The following is a 25035-nucleotide window of genomic DNA, read 5'->3' as shown; positions in this document are numbered from 1 at the left end:
CTGCCCGCCTCAGCGCGGCAGGGGCTACGCCGTGCCGCGCGAGAAAAGCGATTTCGACCGGAAAACCCGCAGTCGCGAGTCCGGGATCGATCGAACAGCTGTCGCTACCGCTGTCCCCCACCGGCCCGGTCCCGCCTCATGCAGCAGTTCCGGCGCGAACGCGCCTGAACAACTCATGGTTGCCGATTATATACCGGGAGTCGAGAGCCTCGAGGCAAGAACTTTGGGCGTGCGAGGCGACGATCAGCGTCCCGCCAGGATCTCCGCGACCTGCGGGATATCCTTGTCGCCGCGGCCGGAGAGATTGACCACCATCAGATGGTCCTTCGGCTTCTGCGGGGCAAGCTCGGCGACGCGGGCGAGGGCATGCGCCGACTCCAACGCTGGAATAATACCCTCCAACCTGGAGATCAGCTGGAACGCCTCCAGCGCCTCCTCGTCGGTGGCCGAGAGGTACTTCACCCGGCCGACATCGTGCAGCCAGGAATGCTCGGGGCCGATGCCGGGATAATCGAGCCCGGCCGAGATCGAGTGGGCGTCCTTGATCTGCCCGTCATCATCCATCAGCAGGAAGGTGCGGTTGCCGTGCAGCACGCCGGGGCGCCCGCCGGTGAGCGAGGCCGCATGCAGGCCGCTCGGGATGCCGTGGCCGGCGGCCTCGACGCCGTAGATCTCGACGGAGGCGTCGTCGAGGAAGGGGTGGAACAGCCCCATCGCATTGGAGCCGCCGCCGATGCAGGCGATCAGCGAATCCGGCAGGCGGCCTTCGGCCTCCTGCATCTGCTCGCGGGTCTCCTTGCCGATGATCGACTGGAAGTCGCGCACCATCGCCGGGTAGGGATGGGGGCCCGCGACCGTGCCGATGCAGTAGAACGTCGTCGCGACATTGGTCACCCAGTCGCGCAGCGCCTCGTTCATCGCGTCCTTCAGCGTCTTGGTGCCGGATTCGACCGGAACGACGGTGGCGCCGAGCATCTGCATGCGGAAGACGTTGGGAGCCTGACGGGCGACATCGACCGCGCCCATATAGACGATGCATTCGAGGCCGTAGCGGGCGCAGAGCGTCGCGGTCGCGACGCCATGCTGGCCGGCGCCGGTCTCGGCGATGATGCGCTTCTTGCCCATGCGCCGCGCCAGCAGGATCTGGCCGAGCACGTTGTTCACCTTGTGGGAGCCGGTGTGGTTCAGCTCCTCGCGCTTCAGGTAGATCCTGGCGCCGCCCGATAGGCCGGAGGCCGTCGACTGACTACGAAAATGCTCGGTCAGTCGTTCGGCGAAATAGAGCGGCGAGGGCCGGCCGACATAATGCTTCAGCCCGTCCGTCATCTCGGCATGATAGGCCGGATCGGCCTTGGCTGCGCTATAGGCCTGCTCCAGCTCGAGGATAAGCGGCATCAGCGTCTCCGCGACGAAGCGGCCGCCGAACAGGCCGAAGCGGCCGTTCTCATCGGGGCCGTTGCGGTAGCTGTTGGGGTTGGAGGGGGCGTTCATGCGCTCGAGCCTTCCTGTACTGCCGCAGCGGCCTTGCGGGCCGCCGCGATAAATTCCGCGATCCATTGCGGGTCCTTGACCCCCGGCGCGCTTTCGACGCCCGAGGAGACGTCGACGGCCGCCGGCCGGGCGATACGAATAGCGTCCGCGACATTCGCCGGATCGAGCCCGCCCGATAGCATGAAGGGAAAGCCGGGGTCGAGATCGGCGAGCAGCGTCCAGTCGAAGGGCCGGCCGTGGCCGCCGGGATAGGCCGCGTCCTTCGGCGGCTTGGCGTCGAGCAGGATGCGGCCGGCCACGTCGCGATAGGCCGCGATGGCTGCGAGATCGCCGGTTTCGGCGATGCCGAGCGCCTTCATCACCGGCCTGCCGCTTGCCGCGGCGATGGCTGAGACCAGTTCCGGCGGCTCGGAGCCATGAAGCTGCAGCCAGTCGGGCTTCAGGAACCGGGCCAGTTCGGCGGCGCGCTGCAAGTCCCAGTCCACGACCAGCGCGACGATCTCGGCCTTGCCGCGTGCCATGTCGGCCAACTCGGCGGCGCGCTCGGGCGTGACGAAGCGCGGGCTCTTCGGGTGAAAGTTGAGCCCGATCATGTCCGCGCCGGCATCGAGCGCGGCACGCATGGTCTCGGGGGTTGAGAGACCGCAGATCTTGACCAGGAACGGGGAGCCAATCGACATGGCCGAGCCTTTAGCATGGTCCGTTCGCCGGTGCATGCCGTACTTGCGACATGATGGCGAAGGAAGTCATGCTGAACGGGGCGACGAAGGGGGCACGGATTGGTCCGGCTGGGCATGGGCAGGCGCGGTCTGGCGGTTTTGGCGGCATTGCTCGCCATGTCCGGCCTCGCTGCCGCGGGGTTTTACTATGTCAGCCAGCCGCACACGCTGCGTCTGGCTGTCGGCCCCCTCGGCTCCGAGGATGCGCGTATGGCGGCGGCCTTCGTCCAGGGCCTCAACCGCGACAAGGCCGCCATCCGCCTGCGCCTCATCCTGACGGAAGGCTCCGAGGACAGTGCGAAGAAAATCGATGCCGGACAGGCCGATCTTGCCATGCTGCGGGCCGACATCGCCATGCCTTCCACCGCAGACACGGTTCTGATCACCCGGCGGACCTTTCCCTTTTTCATCACGACCAAAGAGAGCGCCATCGCCCGCATTGCCGATCTGCGCGGCCGCAAGGTCGGCGTGATCCGCAACCCGCCGGGAAATCTCACCCTGCTCAAGCGCGTCCTGACGCAGTACGAGGTGCGGCCCGAGGATGTCGAGATCGTCGCCCTGGCGCCCGACGAGGTGATCCCGGCGGCGAAGGAGGGGCGCATCGAGGTGTTTTTCTCGATCAATGCCGTCGGCTCGCACACCAACAATGAAGGCCTGCGCCGCCTGCGGACCGCCTGGGGCGAGGACCCGGTCCTGATCCCGATCCGCGAGGCCGACGCGCTGGCGGCTCACTATCGCGCGATCGAATCCGGTGAGATCGTCCGCGGCGCGCTGGGCGGCGACCCGCCCCGGCCGGCCGAGGGCCTGCAGACGATCTCGATCACCTCGCGCCTCGTCGCTGCGCAAAGCCTCGACGACAATCTGGTCGGCGACCTGACCAAGGACGTCCTCGGTCTGAGACTGACGCTTGCGGGGGAGGTGCCGGCAGTGCAGGCGCTGGAAACTCCCTCGACCGACAAGGACGCGCCGCTGCCGGTCCATTCGGGCGCCGCAGCTTATATCGACGGCGAGCAGGAGACCTTTTTCGATCGTTACGGCGATTGGTTCTATATCGGTGCGATGGCCCTGTCGGCGGTTGGCACCGGCGGCGCCGCGCTGCTCAGCCGCGACAGCGCCAACCGGCGCCGCCGCGCCATGTCCGGCCTCGACGAGCTATTGGAGTTGCTTACCGTGATCCGCTCCTGCGAGGACGAGGCGGAACTCGCCCGGCTCGGGCGCGAGGCGGACCAGATTCTGACCCGCGTTCTCGCCGACTATGCCAAGGGCGACCTCGATACCGCCGCTCTGGCCGCCTACCGGCTTGCCATCGATCAGGTCGGCCGGGCCGTTGCCGAGCGGCAGCGGGCACTGGCCGAAGTCTGAGCATGCTCACCTTTCGGCAGCCTCAACGGTTGCCGAAACGCCTTCCAGCGTTTATGTGCAGCGCAACGAATTCCGGATTCACGTGAAACTGGCTGCGCCGGCAGGGCTTCGAACCTGACCGGCTCGTGGCCTTGAAAGCAAGGCCCTATCCGCATGTCCATGCGCAACATCGCCATCATCGCGCACGTCGACCACGGCAAAACCACGCTCGTCGACAAGCTGCTGCAGCAGTCTGGCACCTACCGCGACAATCAGCGCGTCATCGAGCGCGTGATGGATTCGAACGACCTCGAGAAGGAGCGTGGCATCACCATCCTGGCCAAGGCGACCTCGGTCGTCTGGAAGGATACGCGCATTAACATCGTCGACACGCCCGGCCACGCCGATTTCGGCGGCGAGGTCGAGCGCATCCTGAACATGGTCGACTCCGCCATCGTGCTGGTCGACGCGGCCGAAGGCCCGATGCCGCAGACCAAGTTCGTGGTCTCGAAGGCGCTGAAGCTCGGCCTTCGCCCGATCGTGGCGATCAACAAGGTCGACAAGCCCGACGCACGCGTCACCGAAGTCATCAACGAGGTCTTCGATCTCTTCGCCGCGCTCGACGCCACCGACGAGCAGCTCGACTTCCCGATCCTCTACGGTTCGGGCAAGCAGGGCTGGATGGCCCATTCGCCGGAGGGCCCGCAGGACAACGGCCTCGCGCCGATGTACGACCTCATCCTCTCCCATGTGCCGGAGCCGACCGTCGAGGAAGGCCCGTTCCGCATGATCGGCACGCTGCTGGAGGCCAACCCCTATCTCGGCCGCATCATCACCGGCCGCGTGACCTCGGGCACGGCCAAGCCGAACCAGACCGTCAAGGTGCTCTCCGGCGACGGCTCGGTCGTCGAGACCGGCCGCATCTCGAAGATCCTCGCCTTCCGCGGGCTGGAGCGCCAGCCGATCGAGGAGGCCGTCGCCGGCGACATCGTCTCGATCGCGGGCCTGGTGAAGGGTTCCGTCGCCGATACCTTCTGCGACCCCTCGGTCGAGACCCCGATCAAGGCGCAGCCGATCGATCCGCCGACGGTGTCGATGACCTTCATGGTCAACGATTCCCCGCTCGCCGGCACCGAGGGCGACAAGGTCACCACCCGCGTCATCCGCGACCGCCTGTTCAAGGAGGCCGAGGGCAACGTGGCGCTGAAGATCGAGGAAGCTTCCGACAAGGACAGCTACATCGTCTCCGGCCGCGGTGAATTGCAGCTCGCGATCCTGATCGAGACGATGCGCCGCGAGGGCTTCGAGCTCGGCGTCTCGCGTCCCCGCGTGGTGCTGAAGCGTGGCGAGGACGGCCAGCTGCTCGAGCCGATCGAAGAGGTCGTGATCGACGTCGACGAGGAGCATTCCGGCGTCGTCGTGCAGAAGATGTCGGAGCGCAAGGCCGACATGCTGGAGATGCGCCCGTCGGGCGGCAATCGCCTGCGTCTCGTGTTCCACGCCCCGACCCGTGGCCTGATCGGCTACCAGGGCGAACTGCTGACCGACACGCGCGGCACCGCGATCATGAACCGGCTGTTCCATGACTACCTGCCCTATAAGGGCGAGATCGGCGGGCGCCGCAACGGCGTGCTGATCGCGATGGAGACCGGCGAGGCCGTGGCCTATGCGCTGTGGAACCTCGAGGATCGCGGCCCGATGATGATCGAGCCGGGCTGGAAGGTCTATCAGGGCATGATCGTCGGCGAGCACACCCGCGAGAACGATCTCGAGGTGAACGTGCTCAAGGGTAAGAAGCTCACCAATATCCGCACGACGTCGAAGGACGAGGCGGTCCGCCTGACCCCGCCGATCCGCATGACGCTGGAGCGCTCGCTGGCCTGGATCGACGACGACGAGCTCGTCGAAGTCACGCCGAAGTCGATCCGCCTGCGCAAGGCGATCCTCGACCCGAACGAGCGCAAGCGCTCGCAGAAGCAGAAGGCCGAAGTGGCCTGAGGAATTGGGCCGCCATATTGGCGGCCCTTTTCATTTCGGCCCGGTTCAGCGGCTCATCAAGAGCGGCAGYGGCGTGGACTTCAGCAGCGACTGCGTGACACCGCCGAGCAGCCATTCGCGCAGTCGCGAATGCTTGTAGGCGCCGCAGACGATCAGATCGGCGCGGAAATCCGCTGCCGCCTGCCGGATCGTCTCGGCCACATCGTTCTTTCCGCTCACCGCGACGTTCCGAACGGTCACGGACGCGCCGTGGCGCGCCAGATGCGGCGCCAGCTCCGTTCCCGCGACGAAGCGCGACAGATCCTTCTCGCCGGTGACGGAGAGAATCTCGACCTCGGCACCTTTCAGGAACGGCCGGACTTCTGCGACCGCGCGCGCGGCGCCCGCACTGCCGTCCCAGGCGATCAGGATGCGCTTGGCGGCAAAGGCTTCGGCACCTGGCGGCACGATGATCACTGGCCGGCCGCTGTCGAACAGGGCGGCTTCGATCAGGCCCCGGTCGCGCTCTGCCGCGTCCTTCTCGACATCGAGCACGGTAAGGTCGTGGACGCGGGCTTCGCTGACGAGCCGGTCGGCGAGCTCGGCATAGACCAGTTGTGGCGTCTCGATGGTGCTGGTTACGCCCGCGAGGCCGGCGCTGGTCTTGGCGTGCTCGGCGAAGCGCTCGGCGAGCGCGCTGATGCGGCGGTTCTCGACGTTGACGAAGCTGGCGCCAAAGTCTCCGACGAACGAGGCCGGAACGGCGTAGCGCATCGCCGCCGCCTGGATCGTCAGATGCGCGCCGGCCTGCTCGGCGAGCGACAGGGCATAGCCCAGCGCGGTGTCATGCTCGCCCAGACCTTCCTCGGTATAGGCGGTGAAGACGCTCTTGATCGACGGGGCCATCGAAATCTCCGGTTGTTGGGCAATGTCCGGCACACGTTTGCCGGATCATTCTGCCTGCGCCTTGCGCTGGGTCAAATGCCCCAGGGGAAACCGGAGGCGCGTCGGCATCGAAGTCTCCGTTCTGCGCGGGGCGCAGTGCCTGGGTGACGGCGGCTGCGCTTGTCGGCCTGTCCCGGCTCTGATCCTGTGTGCGCCTTCCGGAGGAGGATCACTGCCATGCAATTCCGCAATCTCGGCCGTTCGGGCCTGCGCGTCTCGCTCGTCGGGCTCGGCTGCAACAATTTCGGCGGGCGCATCGATCTCGACGCGACCCGCAAGGTGGTCGATGCTGCGATCGAGCACGGCATCACCCTGTTCGACACCGCCGATGTCTATGGCGAGCGCGGCGGCTCGGAGACGGCGCTGGGCGAGGTGCTCGGCGCAAGGCGCAAGCAGATTGTGCTGGCGACCAAGTTCGGCATGGAGATGGATGCCGAGGGCGTGAAGAAGGGCGGTTCGCGCCGCTACATCATGAGTGCGGTCGAGGATTCGCTGCGCCGTCTCAAGACCGACTGGATCGATCTCTACCAGCTCCACCGGCCCGATGCGCTGACCCCGATCGAGGAGACGCTGCGCGCGCTCGACGACCTCGTCCGCCAGGGCAAGGTCCGCTATGTCGGCTGCTCGAACGTCGTCGCCTGGCAGGTTGCCGATGCGCAATGGACGGCGCGCGATCTCGGCATTCCCGGCTTCGCCTCGGCGCAGGACGAGTACAGCCTGCTGAAGCGTGGCGCCGAAAAGGACCTGATCCCGGCCATCGCCCATTACGGCATGGGTCTCCTGCCCTATTTCCCGCTCGCCAATGGCGCACTGACCGGCAAGTACAAGCGCGGCGCGGCGATGCCGGAAGGCGCACGCCTGACCAAGCTGCCGCAGCGTGCCGGCGAGATCTTCAGCGAGGATAACTGGCGCAGGATCGAGGGTTTGACTGCCTTCGCCGAGGCGCGCGGCCACAGCCTCGTCGAGCTCGCCTTCTCCTGGCTCGCCGCGCAGCCGGTCGTCTCCAGCGTCATCGCCGGCGCGACCAAGCCCGAGCAGGTCGCGGCCAACGTCAGAGCGGCCGACTGGGCGCTGAGCGCCGAGGAATTGGCGGAGATCGATGCGATCGTGAAGTAACGTGTCGTCTTTCTCGGGCCGCGCATCGCGCGGACTCGAGAATCTCAGGACAAGCGTGCACTGGTGAAAGAGATGCTCGGGTCAAGCCCGAGCATGACGGCTTGGGCGCCGCCATTCCTGACAGCTTCTTGCACGTCGCGCCGCCATCGCAATGGACCCGCTGCCTGCGCCCGCTTATGGTCCGCGCCATGAGCGATGCAGCCACGAACGCCCCCGCCCTGAAGCCCGGCGACCACCTCTTTCTGGTCGACGGCTCGAACTTCATCTTCCGGGCCTATTTCCAGTCGATCAACCAGGACCGGAAATACAACGCCCGATCGGACGGTCTGCCCTCCGGCGCGGTCAGGCTCTTTGCCACCAAGCTCTTCCAGTTCGTGCGTGAAGGCGTGCTCGGCGTCAGGCCGACTCATCTCGCCATCGTCTTCGACAAGTCGGAGAACTCGTTCCGCAAGGCGATCTACCCCGCCTATAAGGGCAACCGCTCCGAGCCGCCGGCCGATCTCATCCCGCAATTCCCGCTGATGCGCGAGGCGGTGCGCGCCTTCGGTCTCATCCCAGTCGAGCAGGATGTCTACGAGGCCGACGACCTGATCGCGACCTATGCCCGTCAGGCCCGCGAGGCCGGTGCCGAGGTGCTGATCGTTTCCGCCGACAAGGACCTGATGCAGCTCGTTGGGCCGGGTGTCGCGATGTACGACCCCGCCTCCGGCGACCAGAAGAAGGGTGCCGGCTTCCGGGCCGAGCGCCGCATCGGCGAGCCGGAGGTGGTCGAGTATTTCGGCGTCACGCCGGATAAGGTCACGCATGTGCAGGCGCTCGCGGGCGACGCCACCGACAATGTGCCGGGCGCGCCCGGCATCGGCATCAAGACGGCCGCGCAGCTCATTGGCGAATATGGCGATCTCGAAACCCTGCTGGCGCGGGCCGGCGAGATCAAGCAGCCGAAGCGCCGGGAGACGCTGACCAATCCGGAAGTGATCGAGAAGGTCCGCATCTCGCACAAGCTCGTCACGCTGGTCGACGATGTGAAGGTCGAGACGCCGCTGGAACACCTGACGCTCGAACAGCCGGACCCGGCGAAGCTCGTCGCCTTCCTCAAGGCGATGGAATTCACCACCATCACCAAGCGCGTCGCCGAGGCCTATGAGGCCGATGTCGGCGCGATCGACCCCGATCCCGCGCTGGCGCCGGGCGGCTCGCGCGCGGCCGAGCTCAAGGCGCTCTATGCCGGCGCCGATGCCATAGAGGACGCCGTCTCTGCCACCGGCCCCGCTGCGCCGTCGCCGGCCGCGACTGCGCCGGAGGCCGGCGGTGGCGAGGCCGGCTGGATGAAGCCAGCCGATCTGGCCGCGTCCCGCAAGAACGAGGCGATCGCGGCCAAGATCGACCGCTCCAAATACGAATGCCTGCGCACGCTCGCCGATCTCGAACGCTGGATCGGCTGGGCCTATCAGGCCGGCCATGTCGCTCTCGATACCGAGACGAATTCGCTCGACGCGATGCAGGCCGATCTCGTCGGCATCTCGCTGGCGGTTGCGCCCGGCCGCGCCTGCTACATCCCACTTCAGCACCGTGCCGGGGATGGCGGCCTCTTCGACGAGGGCTTGCTGCCGGAGCAGATCCCGCTGGCGCAGGCCGTCGCGGCCTTGAAGCCCCTGCTTGCCGACAAGGGCGTGCTCAAGATCGGCCAGAATCTGAAATACGATCTACTGGTGCTGGAGCGCCACGGGCTCTCCGTGTCCCCGATCGAGGACACGATGCTCATTTCCTATGCGCTCGATGCCGGCACCAACAGCCACGGCATGGACAAGCTCTCGGAGCTGCATCTCGGCCACGAGACGATCCCCTATGCACAGGTGGCCGGCAGCGGCAAATCGCAGGTGACCTTCGACAAGGTGCCGCTCGACAAGGCGACCGACTATGCCGCCGAGGATGCCGATGTCACGCTGCGCCTCTGGCTCGCGCTGAAGCCGCGGCTGGCCGCCGAGAAGAAGACCGCGGTCTACGAGGTGCTGGAGCGGCCGATGGTCGCCGTGCTCGCCGCCATGGAAACGCGCGGCATCGCCATCGACCGGCAGATCCTGTCGCGCCTCTCCGGCGATTTCGCGCAGGGGCTGGCGCGGCTCGAGGACGAGATCTACGAGCTTGCCGGCGAGAAGTTCACCATCGGCAGTCCCAAGCAGCTTGGTGACATCCTGTTTGGCAAGATGGGGCTGGCAGGCGCCAAGAAGACCGCGACCGGCCAATGGGCGACCGGCGCCGGCGTGCTGGAGGATCTCGCCGAGCAGGGCCACGCGCTGCCTTCGAAAATTCTCGAATGGCGCCAGCTCGCCAAGCTGAAATCGACCTATACGGATTCGCTGCCGGGCTATGTGAACCCGCAGACCAGCCGGGTCCACACCTCCTATGCGCTGGCGGCGACGACGACGGGCCGGCTCTCCTCCTCCGAGCCCAATCTGCAGAACATCCCGATCCGCACGGAAGCGGGCCGCAAGATCAGAACGGCCTTCGTGCCCGAGAAGGGCTATAAGCTCGTCTCGGCCGACTACAGCCAGATCGAATTGCGGTTGCTCGCCCATATCGCCGAGATCCCGCAGCTCCGGCAGGCCTTCGCGGATGGCATCGACATCCACGCGATGACGGCCTCCGAAATGTTCGGCGTGCCCGTGCAGGGCATGCCGAGCGAGGTGCGCCGCCGCGCCAAGGCGATCAATTTCGGCATCATCTACGGCATCTCGGCCTTCGGCCTCGCCAACCAGCTCGGCATCGGCCGCGAGGAGGCGAGCGCCTATATCCGCAAATATTTCGAGCGCTTCCCCGGCATCCGCGACTACATGGACCAGACCAAGACCCATGTGCGCGCCCACGGCCAGGTCACGACGATCTTCGGCCGGGTCTGCCATTTCCCGGCGGTTTCCTCGAAGAACCCGTCGGAGCGCGCCTTCGTCGAGCGCCAGGCGATCAACGCACCGATCCAGGGCTCGGCCGCCGACATCATCCGCCGCGCCATGACCCGCATGGACAACGCACTGGCCGCCAACCGGCTCAATGCCCGGATGCTGTTGCAGGTCCATGACGAGCTCGTCTTCGAGGTGCCGGAGGAGGAAGTCGCAAGGACCCTGCCGATCATCGAGAAGGTGATGGTCGAAGCCCCGCATCCGGCCGTGCAGCTCAGGGTGCCCCTCGCCGTCGAGGCCCGCGCCGCCGACAACTGGGACGAGGCGCACTGAGGCCGCCGGGAACCGGGCCGATCCATCCCGCGTTGACGCTACCGACGCGCCAGGGGGGCGCGTGCTCTAACGCGTTGGAAGCAGGAACATGCTCAGCTCATCGGCCTGGCGGCCGTTTCCGCGTTATATGGCGGAACCGGATCCGGTGGAGGAAAGCGCCGAGGTCACGGCTTACGAGCATGATCTCATCGTCCGCTACGCCATTGTCGGCATCTTCGTCATCCTGGCGACGGCCTCGCTCGCGCTGACCAAGGTCATCGCCATGCCGGTCATGGCAGGCGTCATCTTCGGGCTGGTGCTCGGCCCGCTGGCCGACGGGCTCGTTCGCTATGGCGTGCCGCAGCAGGCGGCATCGGCGCTCGTGGTTCTGTTCTTCATTGGCCTGCTGCTCGGAGCGGTCGCGATCCTTGCCGTGCCGGTCGCAGGCTGGAGCGATCAGGCCCCCGCGATGATGGCGGCCCTCCAGACCAAGCTCGCCGGCGTCTTCGCCTTCATGGACGAGTTCAAGCGCGGCATCGCCGCGATGACGGGCAAGGGCGCCGAGCTCAGCGTCTCCCAGGGCAACCCGCTCTTCGATATCGCCCTGACGTCCTCGGCGGCCGCGGGCGGCATGCTGATCTTTGTCGCCACCGTCTATTTCTGGCTGGCGACACGGCGTCACCTCAAGGCCCGGATCCTCAGGCTCTGCCTCGGCCGCGGTGCGCGCCGATCCGCCGGCTCGTTCTTCGAGGAGATCGAGATCCGGGTGGCGCGCTACTTCGCTTTGGTGACGGTGATCAATCTCGGGATGGGCGTGCTGACCATGGCCATTGCCTGGTTGGCAGGGTTGCCTTTCCCGGTTTTCTGGGGTGCGCTCGCCTTCCTGCTCAACTATCTCGCCTTCATCGGTCCGGCGATCGTCGCCGTTCTGCTGCTGGCGGGCGCGCTCCTGGATGCACCGTCACTTCTCTCCGCGCTCTGGCCGGCCGCGGCCTACTACGCCCTCCATCTCGTCGAAGGGAATGCCGTGACGCCGGTCTTCGTCGGCAATCGGCTGACGATCTCCCCCTTCCTCGTCTTCATCGCCTTCATCTTCTGGCTCTGGCTTTGGGGGCCGATCGGAGCGGTGCTCTCGACGCCGATCGTGATCGTCGCCATGGTGGCGCAGGAGGAATTCGCCCGCTATCGCCGCGAGAAGGCCAAGGCTGACGGCGAGGAGGCGCAGGAAGCCCAGGCGGCCTAGCCGGAACAGAACCGCGGCCGGGCGCGTTGCGACAGCGGCGGGGCCTCTTGCGGCGGCGCAGCCGCCCCGGCACCATCCCCTTTCAGGAAAGCGACAGGAACCGATCGCCATGGCAACAACGACATCCGCGAAACGTCAGGCGGCCGCGGCCGCCAAGCGCGCCAAGGCCGAAGTCGAGGCGGGTGCCGAGGATGTTGCGGCCGAGATGCGCCAGTCCGGTGCCCGTGCCAAGCGGCAGACGAGCGCGCTCGAGGACACCTTGACCCGCAGCGCCGAAGAAATCGCGGCGACCGTGACGGATCGGCTGCGCGCCGTCGGCGTCGACACCGACAAGATGGTCGATGTCGCCAAGGAGCAGGCCACCGAGTTGCAGAGGTTGATCGAGGACGAGATCCGCGAGCGCCCGCTGCGCGCCCTCGGCCTGGCGGCCGCGGTCGGATTGTTCGTCGGCTATCTGTCGGCGCGCTGACCATGCTGGGGGGGCTCGGATCTTTCATCGCTTCGGAGGTTTCCGGGGCGGTGAAGCGCAACGTCACCGTTTACGGCCTGTTCGGTGTTGCGGCCTTGCTGCTGCTCTGCGCGGCCGGCTACGCGCTGAACGCCCTGCACACGCTGCTGGCGCTTCGCTACGGCGCGATCGCTGCGAGCCTGTGGATCGCGGGAGGGCTGTTTGCAGCGGCTCTGCTGGCCTTCAGCATTGGGCTTTTCGTCAAGAACCGGCGCCGGCCGCCGCGCCCGACCGCCGCGGCGGCGCTCGCTGCAGCGCCATTGGCCGCAAAGCTGATCGGTCCGCGGCTGAGCTGGCGCATAGCTGTCGCCGGTGGCGTAGTCGTGCTCGGCGCCATTCTCGGCCGACAGATCGTTGCCGGCGGCGACAAGGACAAGGACGAGGCGTGACCTCACAGACCTGTTCGGCGCCGCCGCGGTGGACGGCCTGTGTCATTTTACATAGGGATATCGGCATGCGTCCTTTAACAAGGCTGGCATGCCTGCCCAAGTGAGCACACGCAGTCGATTTTCGCTTCCGGCCCTCCCGGCCTTCGGCACGCGGCTTCGCTCGGCGACGACCACGATCATTGCGATCGGCGTCGTTGCCGTGGCGATCGTCGTGGCTGCGTGGATCAACCAGCAGGCGCGCGAGGCCGCCGACTCGGCCGCGCATGCCGTTGAGATCCGCGAGCGGGCCGAGCGCTTCCTCGGCCGGCTCCGCGATGCCGAGACCGGCCAGCGCGGCTATCTCCTCACGGGCCAGGCGAGCTATCTCGAACCCTTCACGGAAGGGCGGGCGGCAGCCGGGCCGGAGCTCGATATCCTCGCCGCCCTCGTCGATGCCGATCCGCTCCAGACGGCGCAGGTGGCCAAACTGCGCGACGACATGCGCCTTAAATTCGAGGAGCTCGACCGCACGATCGTGCTCGAGCGGGCAGGGCGCCGCGATGAGGCGCTGGCCCTCGTGCGCGATGCCACCGGCAACGACGCGATGGATCGGCTGCGCGACACGGTGCGGGAGATCCAGCAGACGGAGAACGTCCGCCTCCTGTCTCTCTATCGCCGGGAGGAGCGCCGCCGGCTCTGGGGCAGCACGGGTATCGTCATCGCGCTGGCGGGATTGGCGTTCGCCGCCTGGCAGCAGCTGCGCCGGCGCCAGCGCCGCAGCCTGGCGCTGGCGCTCAGCAATGCCGAGCTCGAAAAGATCGTCAGCGAACGGACCAGGCAGCTCGAGAACGAACATCTGCGGATCGAGGCGCTGCTGCGCGACGTCAATCACCGTGTCGGCAACAACCTGGCTATGGTCTCGGCGTTGCTCAACGTTCAGAGCCGGCAGACGCGGGAGCCGGCGGTGAAGGCAGCGCTGGCTCAGGCGCAGTCGCGCATCCAGGCGATCGCGGCCGGCCAGAGGCGGCTGCGCCTCGATATCGAGACGGACGAGATCGACGCGCGCCCTTATATGGAGGACCTGCTCGCCGAGATCGGCAAGGCGGCGGAAGGTCGCCCGATCACCATCGATCTCGATATGGATTCGATCCGCCTGCCGGGGCGCGATGCCGTCTCCTTCGTCGTCATCGTCAACGAGCTCGTCACCAACGCGATCAAGCATGCTTTTCCGGACGGTATGCCCGGGAAAGTCATGATCCGCTTCGCACGCGAAGACGCTGAGGACGCGCCGGCCCTCACCATGTCGATCGAGGACGATGGCGTCGGTCTGCCCGCCGCAGCCGAGAATAAGGGCCTGGGACAGACGGTGATCGCGAGCCTGCTGCGCAGCATGCGGGCCACAATGACGACCGAGCCGCTGCGCCCGGGGAACGAACGGCCCGGGACGCGTGTGACGTTGACGTTTCCGAAGCGGGAGAACTCGCAGCCTTCGCCTTGATGCGTTGAGTTTGTGCGCTGATCGAGCGCTTGGCCGCTAGCCTTGGGTGGCCTCGTCGCGGGCCCCGATCGCATTCACGACGAAACGGGCCACTTCGCCAATCGAGAACGGCTTGCGCAGGAAGCGTTCGCTGCGCAGAGGGGCGGGAACATCGCTCGGAGCCGATCCCGAGACGAAAGCGAAGGGTGTTCCGGCTTTCTGAAGAGCACGCGCGACGTCGAAGGTCTTGCCGTCGACGACGTCGATGTCGAGCAGCGCGCAGGACAATTTTCTAGCCGCGGCGCGGTGTGCTTCGGCGACGGATTCGACCACGATCAGCTCGGCCTCGGCGCCTAGCTGCTCCGCCACGGCACTTTCGATGTCCATGGCGATGAACGGGTCATCTTCGACGATCAGAACGCGGATATCAGCCATCGACCGGCGGCTTCTCACTCTGCAACCCCATGATGTCTCGATAACGTCATGGGATTGGCGATGTTCCTGCTTCCATCTCGATAGTGGGGTAGAAACGTTGACTTTGAGTCAATTTTGCCAGGTCAAGGTTAGCGAAAAGTAATTCTTCGGGGAGGATCACGCTGGCCCAGAGGTTTTGATCAGGTCGTGGGAACGCGTTCCCGCCCTATCGAATGTCGGTCTTTCAGCGCCGCTTGCCGGGAGGCACAAGCGTCAGTTCCAGGGCGGTCACGCCCGTCGCGACATTGATGCCGCGATGGCCCTGGAACGGCAGCGGCTGCAGGGTCACTTGGTTTTTCTCTCCCCCGTTCAGGACATGTCCGCTTGTTCCGGCGCCCGTCCCCGACGCGCTGTACTGACCCGTCAGCGCTCCGAGGGGCGCGCGTGCATACGGACCGAAGACGCGCCAGGCCATCGCCGCGCTGCGAATCGACGCGAGATCCATGCTGAAGCCGCGGACGACGCCGGTATATTGCTGGAGCGGCCCGCGCCTGGGGCGGAAGCGGCACTCCATCGGCTTCTGCGTCGTCACCGTTGCGGCAGGGGGGCTGCTGAGCGTGCAGGATAGCCGCCCGGTGGACGGCCCGGTCGGCTGCTGGGCCGATACCGGGCTGGTCAGGCATGCCAGGCCTGCGAAGGCGGCGAGGGCAAGGCTGGATCGGGAATGCCCAGTAATCATCGCATATGCTCCTGGCGGTGGACCGATCGAAACGCCCCAAGAAACCCACAGTTCCGCCGTAAGGGAACCAAAGCTAGCCTGTTGCGTTGACTCGTTATCTTGGCATGGGAATGTCGATGTCCGTGAGTCGTCTGCGGGGAGAAATCCCAACAATCCACGACCAGGCCTCCGAGGCGGCTCTTCCGCCATTCTGGGAGCTTGAGGATCTGCTGGCGACCGGACTTGATTGCGACGCGGCGCTGGCTGTGATGGCGGCGCGGCGCGCCGCTCCGCGGCTTGTCGATGGCGACGGGGTTGATGATACCCCGGAATCCCGGTCTTTCCTGCTGCGCTTCGACACTGGCGCCTAGATCTCCCCTACTGGCAAAAACGTGATGTGCGCGAACGTCGCGTCTGGATATCGACGTGCAGGTGGTTGGCATGGGCGGCGTCGGAGCCCGGCCCCAGCGCCGTCATGAACGCCCCGCACGCCGACTGACGGACTGCGTCGAGGAAGCGGTTCTGGACAAGGCCGGAGGGCTTCTCGACCAGGACTGTTTCCGACGTGCCGCCTTCCGCGAGTTTGAAGGCGAAGATGTCCAAGGCCTGACCGCTCGCATGCTCGCTGATCGGGCCGGTGGAAGCTCCATTGCGTCGCCGGCATTCCTGCCCGCCGCCGACACGCATCGCGGTGAGGCTGAGGTTGAAATATCCGCGCGCCAAGGGCTGAATGCTGGTGTCGAGCCAGTCTGCGATGGCCGATGCCATCGCGCAGCTGATCAGCGGCGCCGGCTCGAAGGTCACCGTCTGTCCCGATGCGCTGCCCCGGATTGCCAGCGCGTGGAGGCGGACCGGCTCGTCCACGCGGCAGGCGGGGTCGGCCTTCGAAACTTTCGAAACGGCAGACTCCAACCTGTTTCCGGGAATGGAGGCCATCCTGACGAGGCAAGCCTGGGGCTCTACGCTTGTCGTCTGGGGCAAGGGCTGGGAAGGCTGGGCGGGCGGGGGGGGCGAGGGCTTGGCTTGCTCCGGGGGAGGAGCGGGCGTGCGCGCCGGAAGCTCTGCGGGCCGCGGCGGCGGCAATCTTTGCAGGGACCAACTTGGCACGGACCCCTGGAACCGCGGTGACGCGACCTCCGCGCGGACTGACGCGGAGACGAGGCCGACTGCGGTCAGCAGAAGAATTCGTGCGGCTGAACCGCCGAGGCGACTTGCCGGGATCAGCTGTCGAGAGCGGCTGCTCCCGCCACAGCCAGGCTGGTCAATGCGGCCAGTACCAGTGACAGAATCTCGCCGCTCATGGCGCCCGGTGCCACGGCTCCTGAAAACAGCGTTGCCGCGACCGAAATCGCTGCGATCGCTGCCGACAAGCAGGTCATCGCCATGGTCCATGCCCTCCCGCACCGAAAACCAAACCGACATCGTGTTGCGGAACGTGCGGCGGCGGTGCTGGTTCCGGGCGCGACAAAAAAAGCCCGCGGCGCGCCGCGGGCTTCTGATCAGCAAGTAAAGGGGCTCAGGCGGCCTTGCGGCCGGCCCGCCGATCGAAGAACAGCGCCTGGCTGATCGCGGCCTTCACCGCTTCCGGCTGGAACGGCTTGGTAATCAGGAAGGCGGGCTCCGGCCGGTCGCCCGTGAGCAGCCGCTCAGGGTAGGCTGTGATGAAGATCACGGGCACGTCGATCGAGGTCAGGATCTCGTTGACCGCATCGAGCCCGGAGCTGCCATCGGCCAGCTGGATATCGGCCAGCACAAGGCCGGGGCGCTTCTTGCCGACCAGCGCGATCGCCTCGCGCTGCGTGCGGGCCACGCCGGTGACGCTGTGGCCGAGTTCCTCGACCATCGTCTCGATGTCGAGCGCGATGATCGGCTCGTCCTCGATGATCAGCACGTCGGTCGCGACCTGCTCGGCAATCTCCTGGCCGGCGGTCTGGACGAGCGCGGCCGCCTCGGTCGTGTCGACGCCCATGATCGTCCCGACCTCTTCGATCGAGAAGCCCTCGACGGTTCGCAGCAGGAAGGCTTGCCGTGGCCTTGGCGTCAGCGCCTCGAGATTGCGCTCGGCCGGAGCCCGCGTGAGCTCGACGATCGGCTCGCTGGTATCGACGCCGGCCGAGGACCACAGCTTCAGGAAGGACTGATAGAGACCGACGCGAGGATCGATGCCACGAGGAAAGCCTGATGGATCGGCGACGAGCGCTTCCAGCATTGCGACGACATAGGCGTCACCGCTGGCCTGAGTGCCGCTGAGGGCGCGCGCGAACCGGCGCAGGTAAGGAAGATGAGGCGCAATTTCTTTTGCGATAGACATGAACGCGTCCCTTTTATCGTGCCTGGATAATGGCTTAGGATGAGCCGCTGACAAGGAATTTATTTTTTGCCGGATGCGGAACCTTTTGAAATCGCGGCTGTTATTAGGGCGCATTGGTGTCGCCACCGCCATCTGGCTCTGGTTTCGCCGACAGAGAGATGAAGTGCGGGACTTGCTGGAAAAGCAGGCCCGGTTGCGGCGCGAGGGCTGAGATGAGCAACGTGGATACAGCGATGTCCGAGCCGGACGGAGGCGACAATGACGACTTCGAACTGGTTCTGGATGCGAAGGTGCAGGAATCCATAGGTCGCTCGCTCAAGGCGCACTACGACGACATTGTGAACGCACCTGTCCCGGACAAATTCCTTGTGCTGCTGGCGCAGCTCGAAGCGACGGAACTGCGCGCAGCCGGAGCGTCGTCCGATGAGTGCAAATGATCTCCCTCAGGCTTCCCGCGCTGCCAACGAGTTCAAGGACGGCCTGATTCGCGAAATCCCGAACTTGCGCGCCTTCGCGGCTTCGTTGTCGGGGTCGATGCAGCTCGCTGACGATCTCGTCCAGGATACGCTTCTCAAGGCGTGGGGCAACTCCGACAAGTTCGAACCGGGCACCAGCCTGCGCGCCTGGCTTTTCACCATCCTGCGGAACACCTATTACTCGCTCTATCGCAAGCGCGGGCGCGAGGTGCAGGACAGCGAAGGCACCTATGCCGAGAGGATGGCGACGCATGGCAATCAGGAAAGCCATCTCGACCTCGCCGATTTCCGCAAGGCGCTGGCGAAGCTTCCCGAGGAGCAGCGTGAAGTCCTGATCATGGTGGGCGCGACCGGCTTGTCCTACGAGGAGGCGGCGGACATCTGCGGCGTGGCGATCGGCACGATCAAGAGCCGGGTGAACCGCGCTCGGACGAAGCTCGCCGAGCTGCTTTCCATCGGTGGCGTCGACGATCTTGGGCCGGACCGCACCAGCGCGGCCGCGATGCAAAGGGTCGGTTCCGAACCAGTCGGCTCCTGATGCGTCTGGCGCGGTTCAGCACCGTTCGAGGGCGCCTTCTGGCCCTTCTGATCGCTATTGCGGTCCCGGTTGCTTGCGCCACGGCTTTCGCTGCCTATGCCACTTATCGCGCTGCCGTCGCGACGATCGAGGCAGCCCAGCTGCGCGCGGTCGATGATTTCGCGGTGCGCACGCGCGTCTGGTACCGGGGGGCTTCGCGCGCACTGCTCGCCTTTGGAACGATGGCGAGCGATCCGCGCGTCGATCCTGCTGTCTGCGAGGAAGCGGGGCTGGAAGCGATGCAGCGGGCGAGCGGCTTCCACGCCTTCTTCCTGCGCAGCGCCGATGGTCGCATCTGCGCGGCTTCTCTCAATGCCGATCTCTCGAAGGAGACACTGGGCGACGTCGCCAGACAGCTGGCAAAGCTTCCTTCCGTCGCGAACTGGAACGGCGCCGATCTCGGCAGAATCCGCTATGATCAGGTCACGCTCGCCGGCCGGCGTTATCTCGCCATCCTGATGGCCGACCCGGAGACGGCCGGCAGGGGTCTGCAAGAGGCACTTCTCCTGACCGCGCCGGAGCTGCTGGAGAACGTCTTCGATCTTGGCGATGGGCGGCGGGACATGAATGTCGCGTTGATCGGCCGGGGCAGTGACATCGTGGCCAACCGCGGCGACGATGCGGATATGAATTGGCTGCCGCAACAGAATCGGGTTCCGAACGGCCGCGAACGTTGGACGGCGCCCAGTCGCGCCGGTCCCGATCGCGTCTATTCGGCCCGGATGGTCGCCGATCCCGACTTCTACGTCATCGCCAGCTTCGACGACGGGCCGGCCCAAGCCGCGCGCCTGCAGTTCTTCGTGCTCCTGCTCGCGCCGCTGACCACTCTTGCACTGCTTTGCGTCGTCTACCTGCGCGCGATCGACAAGCATTGCGCCCGCTGGCTGCGCGGCATCGAAGCGGCGGCCCGTGCGCGGGCTTCGTCCGGGCGGGCGAGAGTGGCGCTCGCCGAGGACATGCCGAGCGATATCCGCAGCGTGGCGGAAGCTTTCAACGCCATGGTCGACGAGCAGGAGGTGCGTCAGCGCCGCCTGCAAACCGCCCTGGACGACAACCGTTTCCTCGTGCGTGAGCTGCATCACCGGGTGAAGAACAGCCTGCAGGTCGTCCAGAGTTATATCGGCCTGAGTAAGCGCGATTACCGCGACGAGGCCCGGCTGGCTCTCGCCGATGCCGAATGTCGCGTCCATGTCCTTTCGGCAGCCTATCGCTTCACGCTGGCGGACGGAGAGATGCAGCCGGTCCGCGTCGATCTCTTCCTCGACGACGTCGTCACGATGATCTCGAATCTGATCCGCAGCCGCGATCAGTGGGTGACGAGCCGGATCGATACGGCGGCGACGCTTTCGGTGGATCGCATCATCCCGCTCGGATTTCTTGTGGCTGATGTCGCTTCGCGCGCGCTGCGCAGCACGCCGGGCGTGCGCGTCACGGTCAATGTCGTCGATATCGACGACGACACGATCGAGGTCTGGCTCGACGCCGATCGCGAGATCAGCCACGGCGCGCCGCCGCGTATTTTTGCCGGCCTCCTCGCCCAGATCGAGGCGGTGCAGACAGCAGAGCCTCAAGGCGGTTCGCTTGGCCGCTGGCGTGTCAGTCATACGTCCTGACCGAGCTCTTTCCAAGTCAGAGCGGGACTGGCCGATCACATTGATTCAGCCAGATCCGATCCGGCTTGGGGCGCGTCGACCGGTTCGATCGATACGCCGACGCTCAGCCCCAGGAAGGACCCTGCCGGGCCGGTGAAGCTGCCGGCGATGGGTGAGGCATCCTCCGGCACGCGGGCGACTGCGACGCGCAGGAGTTGGCGATCGGCAACGAGATCATTGGTCGGATCGAACTCGACCCAGCCATCGCCGGGGATGAAGACGTCCGCCCAGGCATGGGTCAATCCCACCGCGCTGGTCAGCAGGGCGTCGTCCGGGCTCCTGTCATGGATGTAGCCGGTGACGAAGCGTGCGGCGAAACCCATGCGCCGTGCGAGTTCGATGAACAGCCAGGCGTAGTCGCGGCAGGAGCCAAAACCGCTCTCCAGGGTGTCGACGGGGTGCTGCGTGCCTTCGTCGAAACGGGTGGTGTAGCTGAGTGCGCCATGGAGCGCGTGAGCGAGATCGCGCAGGAGATGGCCCGAGCCCTGGCCGGTTCTCGCCCTGAAATCGGCGAGCCAGCGGTCGAGCATCTTGTCGGGGTCGGCGCTGGCGAGAGCGAGGAACGGCTGCAGCGCCGACCGCTCGTTTTCGCCGTAGACGACCCCGGTCAGCGCTGTGCCGGGCTTGATCTCGGAGCGCGGAATGGCGGGGCCGAAGCGCTGGAGCATCAGGGTGCTGACGATGTCGAGCGTATCGGCCTCGGCCTCGAAATTCGCGATGGCGACGGGATTGCCGTAGGCGTCGTGCATCCAGCTCAGGCTGGCGGACGGCGAGATCGAGAGGGCGGTATCGACGACGCGTAGGTCGAAGCTGTCGCGTGGCCGCAGCATCAGCCGATGTGGGCCGAAGGCGACGGGCTGCGCATAGCGATAGGTCGTTGCGTGTCGGATACGCAGCATGGGGGCTCTGCCTGCACTCAAAAAATAAGCCGCCAGAGGCGGCCTTGAAGTGCGACGCGAGGATGCGCCGCGCGTTTAACGCGGGGAACCGCGTCAGGTTCCGCTGGCAGGCTCAGCGTACGACATGCGTTATAGGCCCGCTTGCAAGCGCCTGCTGAGACGGTGAGGCGATCGCCCTCTTCGCCGTGCTGCGCGTCCGGTCAGCGGAATCGACCGCGGCGAAGCGGAGATCCGCGGCCTTGTCGCGTTCGCCCCTGGCCATGGCGACGCTCGTCGAACTCTGGTCGGAGGGGATTTGCAGTTGCGCTCCGATGGTCAGACCCGTGACGGCCGCACCCATGAAGCCGAAGAAAAGCAGGGCTCGTACAGCGGGGGCAAGGCTGGCTTTCGGCATGTCCATCTCCCAACGCTTCCGGCCCGGATGGGCCGGATTTCGACAGGAAAACGCAGCGGAAGCCGAGATGGTTCCTTTGGAGCCGATTCGGAACGCGCCGCCGTCTTGCGCGTTGGACGCTTGCCGATGCGTTCCGCGGCGGAGTCGGGGGGACCGGTGGGTTCATGAACATCGTCAGTAAGCAGGGCCGCTTGGGAACGCCTTGCCTTGCCTGCCCGCTGCGGCTCAAGCCCGCCTTCAAGGACAAGGCAGACGACGAGATCCGCTTCATTCAGGCCATGAAGATCGACCATCGCAGCCTTCCGGCCGGCGCCGACATCATTCACCCCGGCCAGGAGGATGCCGAACTCTACACGCTCTATTCGGGCTGGGCCTTCCGCTACCAATCCCTGCCAGACGGGCGCCGCCAGATCCTCAATTTTCTCCTTCCGGGGGATCTCGTAGGCCTGCAGGCTTCCCTGCTCAGCGCGGCCGAGCACGGCATCGAAGCGCTCACGGATGTCGAGCTCTGCGTCTTCCCGCGCAGGCGGATCTGGGACCTCTTCGTCAGAATGCCGACGCTGGCCTATGAGTTGGCCTGGCTGGGCTCACGCGAGGAGAGCCTGATCGACGACAATCTGACCACGGTCGGCCAGCGCAATGCGGGCGAGCGGATCGCCGCGCTGGTGATCTCGCTCTACCATCGCGCCGATACGCTAGGCCTCGTCAGCAACCACAGCTTCGCCTTTCCGCTCTCGCAGCAGCAGCTCGCCGATGCGCTGGGCTTGTCTCTGGTCCACACCAGCAAGACCTGGTCGCGTCTGCGCAAGGCCGGGCTGTTCTCGCTCTCGGGCGGGCGGCTGACGCTGCTCAACCCGCGCCTGACCGCACATATGGCTGCGGTCTACGAGCAGGCTTCGCCGCCGAGGCCGTTGATCTGACAGCTTTTTGCCGGAACTGCGGAAAAGAACTTGGCGGGCGGCCGCTCTTGACCCCATATGCCGCGCAGGTAACGTTCGGCTGCGTCAGACGCGTCGTCTCTGCGGCGATCAAGGGGTGCCATGTCTTCGACGATCCGTCATCGTCCGCGCGCAACGTCGCTCGCCGCTCGCCTCGGGCAATCCCGCGTGGCGTCGCGGATCGAGGGCGAGGTGCGGGTGACGGCGGCTGACCTTGTCGACAGCGTCGCCGAAGCCAAGCTCAAGGTGGCGGCCGTCCGCTACAAGGTCGAGAGCGAAGTTCGCAGCACCGCCGAGAAGTTCAAGAGTCGAGTCAGCGAAGCCAGGGCGAAGCTCGGCGACGAGGCCCGCTTCATCAAGTCCTGGATCGACGACCCGCTGCGCACCGGCTCGGTGACGCCGTCGAGCCCGGCGCTCGCGCGGCGGATGGCCTCCTTCGTCGATCCCGAACAGCCCGGCCCGGTCATCGAGATCGGCCCCGGCACCGGCCCGGTCACCGAAGCGCTGATCGAGCGTGGCATCGACGAGAGCCGTCTCATCCTCGTCGAGTACAGCCCGGAGTTCTGTGAGCTCCTGCGTCAGCGCTTTCCGCATGCGACGGTGGTGCAGGGCGATGCGTATGCCCTGTCCAAGACTCTCACCGGCCATCTGCACGAGAAGGCGATCGCGCTCGTCTCGAGCCTGCCGCTGTTCAACCGGCCGCCGGCCACCCGCACGGCCTTGGCGCGCGAGGCCTTTCCGCTGCTTGTCGAGGGCGCGCCGTTCATCCAGTTCACCTATTCGGTGATCTCGCCGATCCCGCGCAAGGGATCCGGCCTCAAGGCCTTCGTCTCCGATTGGGTGCTGCGCAACATTCCGCCTGCGCGGGTCTGGGTCTACCGCCAGATCCGGTGACGATCCGAGTTTTCGGCAGCCCTGCATTGCATACAACGCTTGATTCGCGCGGCGTTCCTCACTGAATCGTAACCCCTGATTGCTAGGCACCCTTCGCGACCGGGTGCTCCGCTGGCCTGCTCGCCAGAGGAGCCGGATCAGCCGATGAGTGCCCCAGTCCTCCGTTTCAGCCTGCCGCGTTGGCGTGTGACGCGCTGGCTTGCGGATGCCGGCCCGGATGTCCCCCCCGATATCCGGGGCGCGCTGGTTGCAAGCCTCTACGGCACGCTGCCGATCTTCGCCGGCGGCGTCATCAACTCGCTGGCGGTGTCCTTCCTGATCGCCTGGCGCATCCCGACCCTGCCATTCACGCTCTGGTGTGCTTTCGAGATCGTTTGCTGCGTCGTGCGCCTGTGCGTCCTGCTTGCGGCGCGCAAGCGTGCCGCGCGCGGCCAATCGACCCCCACCGACATCTATCTCCTGCTCGGCGTCGCCTGGGCGGCCGGCATCGGCGCCGGCACGTTCCTGAGCCTGATGAGCGGCGACTGGGTGGCGTCCACGCTCGCCTGCCTGTCGGCGGCTGCGATGGTGGGCGGCATTTGCTTTCGAAATTTCGCGGCGCCGCGCATGGCCGGCGTGATGGTCGCACTCACGCTCGGTCCCTGCGTGCTTGCGGCGCCTTTCCTGTCCGAGCCGATAATGCTCATCACCTTCATGCAGATCCCGTTCTATCTCTTCAGCATGACGATGGCGGCCTACAAGCTGAACGGGATGCTGATCTCCACCATGCGGGCGGAACGCGAGAATGCCTTCCACGCGCGGCACGACATGCTGACGGGGCTGTCGAACCGGACCGGGTTGGCCAAGGCCTTCACGACGAAATTCGACGATGCGAAGCCTCCCAAGGGGCTTGCCCTGGTCTATCTCGATCTCGACGGCTTCAAGGCCGTCAATGACAGCTACGGCCATATGGCGGGGGACGCTTTGCTCCAGCTGGTGGCCGAGCGGCTGCGCGGCCTCGTCCGGGCGTCCGACATCGCGGCGCGCATCGGCGGCGACGAGTTCGTCGTCCTCTCCGAGCAGACCGAGCACGTTCAGCTTCAGCGCTTCGGCGAGCGGATCGTGCGGGAAATCTCGGAGCCTTACGAGCTCGACAGCGGCCACAGGCTCCATATCGGCGCCTCCGTCGGCATTGCGCTCGCTCCCGAGCATGGCCGCGACATGAACAGCCTGATGACCGCGGCCGATGCCGCGCTGTACCAGGCGAAGTCGCGCGGCAAATCGCTGTGCGTCATCGCTTCGCAGCGTCCGGTGATCGGGGGCGCCTCCTCCGGCGGGACGCTTCGCCTGCAATAAGCGGTTGCCGGCGCGGAGGGGCTTGACCCGGCG

General features: G+C 66.2%; 25 protein-coding genes. 15 read left to right on the top strand and 10 right to left on the bottom strand.

What is annotated here, in order from left to right; genetic code table 11:
* Positions 1–243: 243 nt before the first annotated feature.
* Both trpB and AC1DE3_RS19515 read right to left on the bottom strand, forming a co-directional pair.
* Positions 244–1491, bottom strand: coding sequence for a tryptophan synthase subunit beta (gene trpB, locus AC1DE3_RS19520; RefSeq protein WP_476780096.1), 1248 nt, complete (start codon positions 1489–1491; stop codon positions 244–246).
* On the bottom strand, positions 1488–2171 hold the full coding sequence (locus AC1DE3_RS19515; protein ID WP_476780095.1) for a phosphoribosylanthranilate isomerase: 684 nt from the start codon (positions 2169–2171) through the stop codon (positions 1488–1490). Before AC1DE3_RS19515 ends, trpB begins: the two co-directional genes overlap by 4 nt.
* Before the next feature lie 114 nt (positions 2172–2285).
* Between AC1DE3_RS19515 and AC1DE3_RS19510 the strand changes: the two genes are divergently transcribed.
* Together AC1DE3_RS19510 and typA are read left to right on the top strand one after the other, a co-directional pair.
* Positions 2286–3572: a TAXI family TRAP transporter solute-binding subunit gene (locus AC1DE3_RS19510; RefSeq protein WP_441509939.1), complete on the top strand. Its 1287-nt coding sequence runs from the start codon at positions 2286–2288 to the stop codon at positions 3570–3572.
* 153 nt (positions 3573–3725) lie between these two features.
* A complete protein-coding gene (gene typA, locus AC1DE3_RS19505) occupies positions 3726–5549 on the top strand; it encodes a translational GTPase TypA (RefSeq protein ID WP_441509938.1) in 1824 nt (607 codons plus the stop codon).
* Between the two features lie 45 nt (positions 5550–5594).
* Here the strand turns inward: typA and AC1DE3_RS19500 are convergent, their stop codons facing one another.
* A complete protein-coding gene (locus tag AC1DE3_RS19500; RefSeq protein WP_476780094.1) occupies positions 5595–6434 on the bottom strand; it encodes a universal stress protein in 840 nt (279 codons plus the stop codon).
* A 216-nt stretch (positions 6435–6650) separates the two neighbouring features.
* On the opposite strand from AC1DE3_RS19500, the gene AC1DE3_RS19495 reads away from it, so the two are divergent.
* From AC1DE3_RS19495 to AC1DE3_RS19470, 6 genes are all read left to right on the top strand, one after another.
* Complete coding sequence (locus AC1DE3_RS19495; RefSeq protein ID WP_476852673.1) at positions 6651–7589, top strand: aldo/keto reductase; 939 nt, start codon at positions 6651–6653, stop codon at positions 7587–7589.
* A 188-nt stretch (positions 7590–7777) separates the two neighbouring features.
* Entirely contained in the window at positions 7778–10819 is a 3042-nt protein-coding gene (polA, locus tag AC1DE3_RS19490; RefSeq protein WP_476852672.1) for a DNA polymerase I, read from the top strand.
* Positions 10820–10907: 88 nt separating this feature from the next.
* The gene (locus tag AC1DE3_RS19485; RefSeq protein WP_476852671.1) at positions 10908–12041 is read left to right on the top strand and encodes an AI-2E family transporter; all 1134 of its coding nucleotides are present in this window, start codon (positions 10908–10910) and stop codon (positions 12039–12041) included.
* A gap of 109 nt (positions 12042–12150) precedes the next feature.
* Positions 12151–12510 (top strand): glycine zipper domain-containing protein, encoded by a 360-nt coding sequence (locus AC1DE3_RS19480; RefSeq protein ID WP_476780090.1) that lies wholly within the window; start codon positions 12151–12153, stop codon positions 12508–12510.
* A 2-nt stretch (positions 12511–12512) separates the two neighbouring features.
* Positions 12513–12938, top strand: coding sequence for a hypothetical protein (locus tag AC1DE3_RS19475; protein WP_476780089.1), 426 nt, complete (start codon positions 12513–12515; stop codon positions 12936–12938).
* Positions 12939–13026: 88 nt separating this feature from the next.
* Entirely contained in the window at positions 13027–14415 is a 1389-nt protein-coding gene (locus AC1DE3_RS19470) for a sensor histidine kinase (RefSeq protein ID WP_441509931.1), read from the top strand.
* Positions 14416–14451: 36 nt separating this feature from the next.
* Here AC1DE3_RS19470 and AC1DE3_RS19465 read toward each other — a convergent pair whose 3' ends face one another.
* Together AC1DE3_RS19465 and AC1DE3_RS19460 are read right to left on the bottom strand one after the other, a co-directional pair.
* Positions 14452–14829: a response regulator gene (locus AC1DE3_RS19465; RefSeq protein WP_476780088.1), complete on the bottom strand. Its 378-nt coding sequence runs from the start codon at positions 14827–14829 to the stop codon at positions 14452–14454.
* A gap of 223 nt (positions 14830–15052) precedes the next feature.
* Entirely contained in the window at positions 15053–15547 is a 495-nt protein-coding gene (locus AC1DE3_RS19460; protein WP_476780087.1) for a DUF992 domain-containing protein, read from the bottom strand.
* 110 nt (positions 15548–15657) lie between these two features.
* Here AC1DE3_RS19460 and AC1DE3_RS19455 point away from each other — a divergent pair, with 110 nt between their 5' ends.
* Positions 15658–15897, top strand: a complete 240-nt coding sequence (locus AC1DE3_RS19455) for a hypothetical protein (protein WP_476780086.1) — start codon at positions 15658–15660, stop codon at positions 15895–15897.
* Positions 15898–15904: 7 nt separating this feature from the next.
* On the opposite strand, the gene AC1DE3_RS19450 is transcribed toward AC1DE3_RS19455, so the two are convergent.
* The 3 genes from AC1DE3_RS19450 to AC1DE3_RS19440 form a co-directional block, all read right to left on the bottom strand.
* Complete coding sequence (locus AC1DE3_RS19450) at positions 15905–16462, bottom strand: extensin-like domain-containing protein (RefSeq protein ID WP_476780085.1); 558 nt, start codon at positions 16460–16462, stop codon at positions 15905–15907.
* Positions 16463–16746: 284 nt separating this feature from the next.
* Positions 16747–16911 (bottom strand): hypothetical protein, encoded by a 165-nt coding sequence (locus AC1DE3_RS19445; protein ID WP_441509926.1) that lies wholly within the window; start codon positions 16909–16911, stop codon positions 16747–16749.
* Positions 16912–17042: 131 nt separating this feature from the next.
* Positions 17043–17837, bottom strand: coding sequence for a response regulator (locus tag AC1DE3_RS19440; protein ID WP_476780084.1), 795 nt, complete (start codon positions 17835–17837; stop codon positions 17043–17045).
* Positions 17838–18049: 212 nt separating this feature from the next.
* Here AC1DE3_RS19440 and AC1DE3_RS19435 point away from each other — a divergent pair, with 212 nt between their 5' ends.
* From AC1DE3_RS19435 to AC1DE3_RS19425, 3 genes are read left to right on the top strand one after another with little or no spacing between them, the layout of a single operon-like run.
* Positions 18050–18274, top strand: a complete 225-nt coding sequence (locus tag AC1DE3_RS19435) for a NepR family anti-sigma factor (protein WP_476780083.1) — start codon at positions 18050–18052, stop codon at positions 18272–18274.
* Complete coding sequence (locus tag AC1DE3_RS19430; protein ID WP_441509923.1) at positions 18261–18851, top strand: sigma-70 family RNA polymerase sigma factor; 591 nt, start codon at positions 18261–18263, stop codon at positions 18849–18851. The genes AC1DE3_RS19435 and AC1DE3_RS19430 overlap by 14 nt, the downstream gene beginning before the upstream one ends.
* A complete protein-coding gene (locus tag AC1DE3_RS19425; protein ID WP_476780082.1) occupies positions 18851–20503 on the top strand; it encodes a sensor histidine kinase in 1653 nt (550 codons plus the stop codon). The genes AC1DE3_RS19430 and AC1DE3_RS19425 overlap by 1 nt, the downstream gene beginning before the upstream one ends.
* Before the next feature lie 35 nt (positions 20504–20538).
* Here the strand turns inward: AC1DE3_RS19425 and AC1DE3_RS19420 are convergent, their stop codons facing one another.
* Positions 20539–21441, bottom strand: a complete 903-nt coding sequence (locus AC1DE3_RS19420; RefSeq protein WP_476780081.1) for a transglutaminase family protein — start codon at positions 21439–21441, stop codon at positions 20539–20541.
* Between the two features lie 112 nt (positions 21442–21553).
* On the bottom strand, positions 21554–21835 hold the full coding sequence (locus AC1DE3_RS19415) for a hypothetical protein (RefSeq protein WP_476780080.1): 282 nt from the start codon (positions 21833–21835) through the stop codon (positions 21554–21556).
* A gap of 164 nt (positions 21836–21999) precedes the next feature.
* Here AC1DE3_RS19415 and AC1DE3_RS19410 point away from each other — a divergent pair, with 164 nt between their 5' ends.
* The 3 genes from AC1DE3_RS19410 to AC1DE3_RS19400 all read left to right on the top strand — a co-directional run bounded on the left by AC1DE3_RS19410 (position 22000) and on the right by AC1DE3_RS19400 (position 25002).
* On the top strand, positions 22000–22755 hold the full coding sequence (locus AC1DE3_RS19410) for a Crp/Fnr family transcriptional regulator (protein ID WP_476780079.1): 756 nt from the start codon (positions 22000–22002) through the stop codon (positions 22753–22755).
* A 120-nt stretch (positions 22756–22875) separates the two neighbouring features.
* A complete protein-coding gene (locus AC1DE3_RS19405) occupies positions 22876–23667 on the top strand; it encodes a class I SAM-dependent methyltransferase (RefSeq protein WP_476852670.1) in 792 nt (263 codons plus the stop codon).
* A gap of 144 nt (positions 23668–23811) precedes the next feature.
* Entirely contained in the window at positions 23812–25002 is a 1191-nt protein-coding gene (locus AC1DE3_RS19400) for a diguanylate cyclase domain-containing protein (RefSeq protein ID WP_476780077.1), read from the top strand.
* Positions 25003–25035: the final 33 nt, after the last annotated feature.

The sequence above is a fragment of the Allobosea sp. 10L417 genome, from assembly GCF_056395485.1.
Note: the sequence above shows the minus strand (reverse complement) of the source record. Positions and strands in the feature narration are given on the sequence as shown.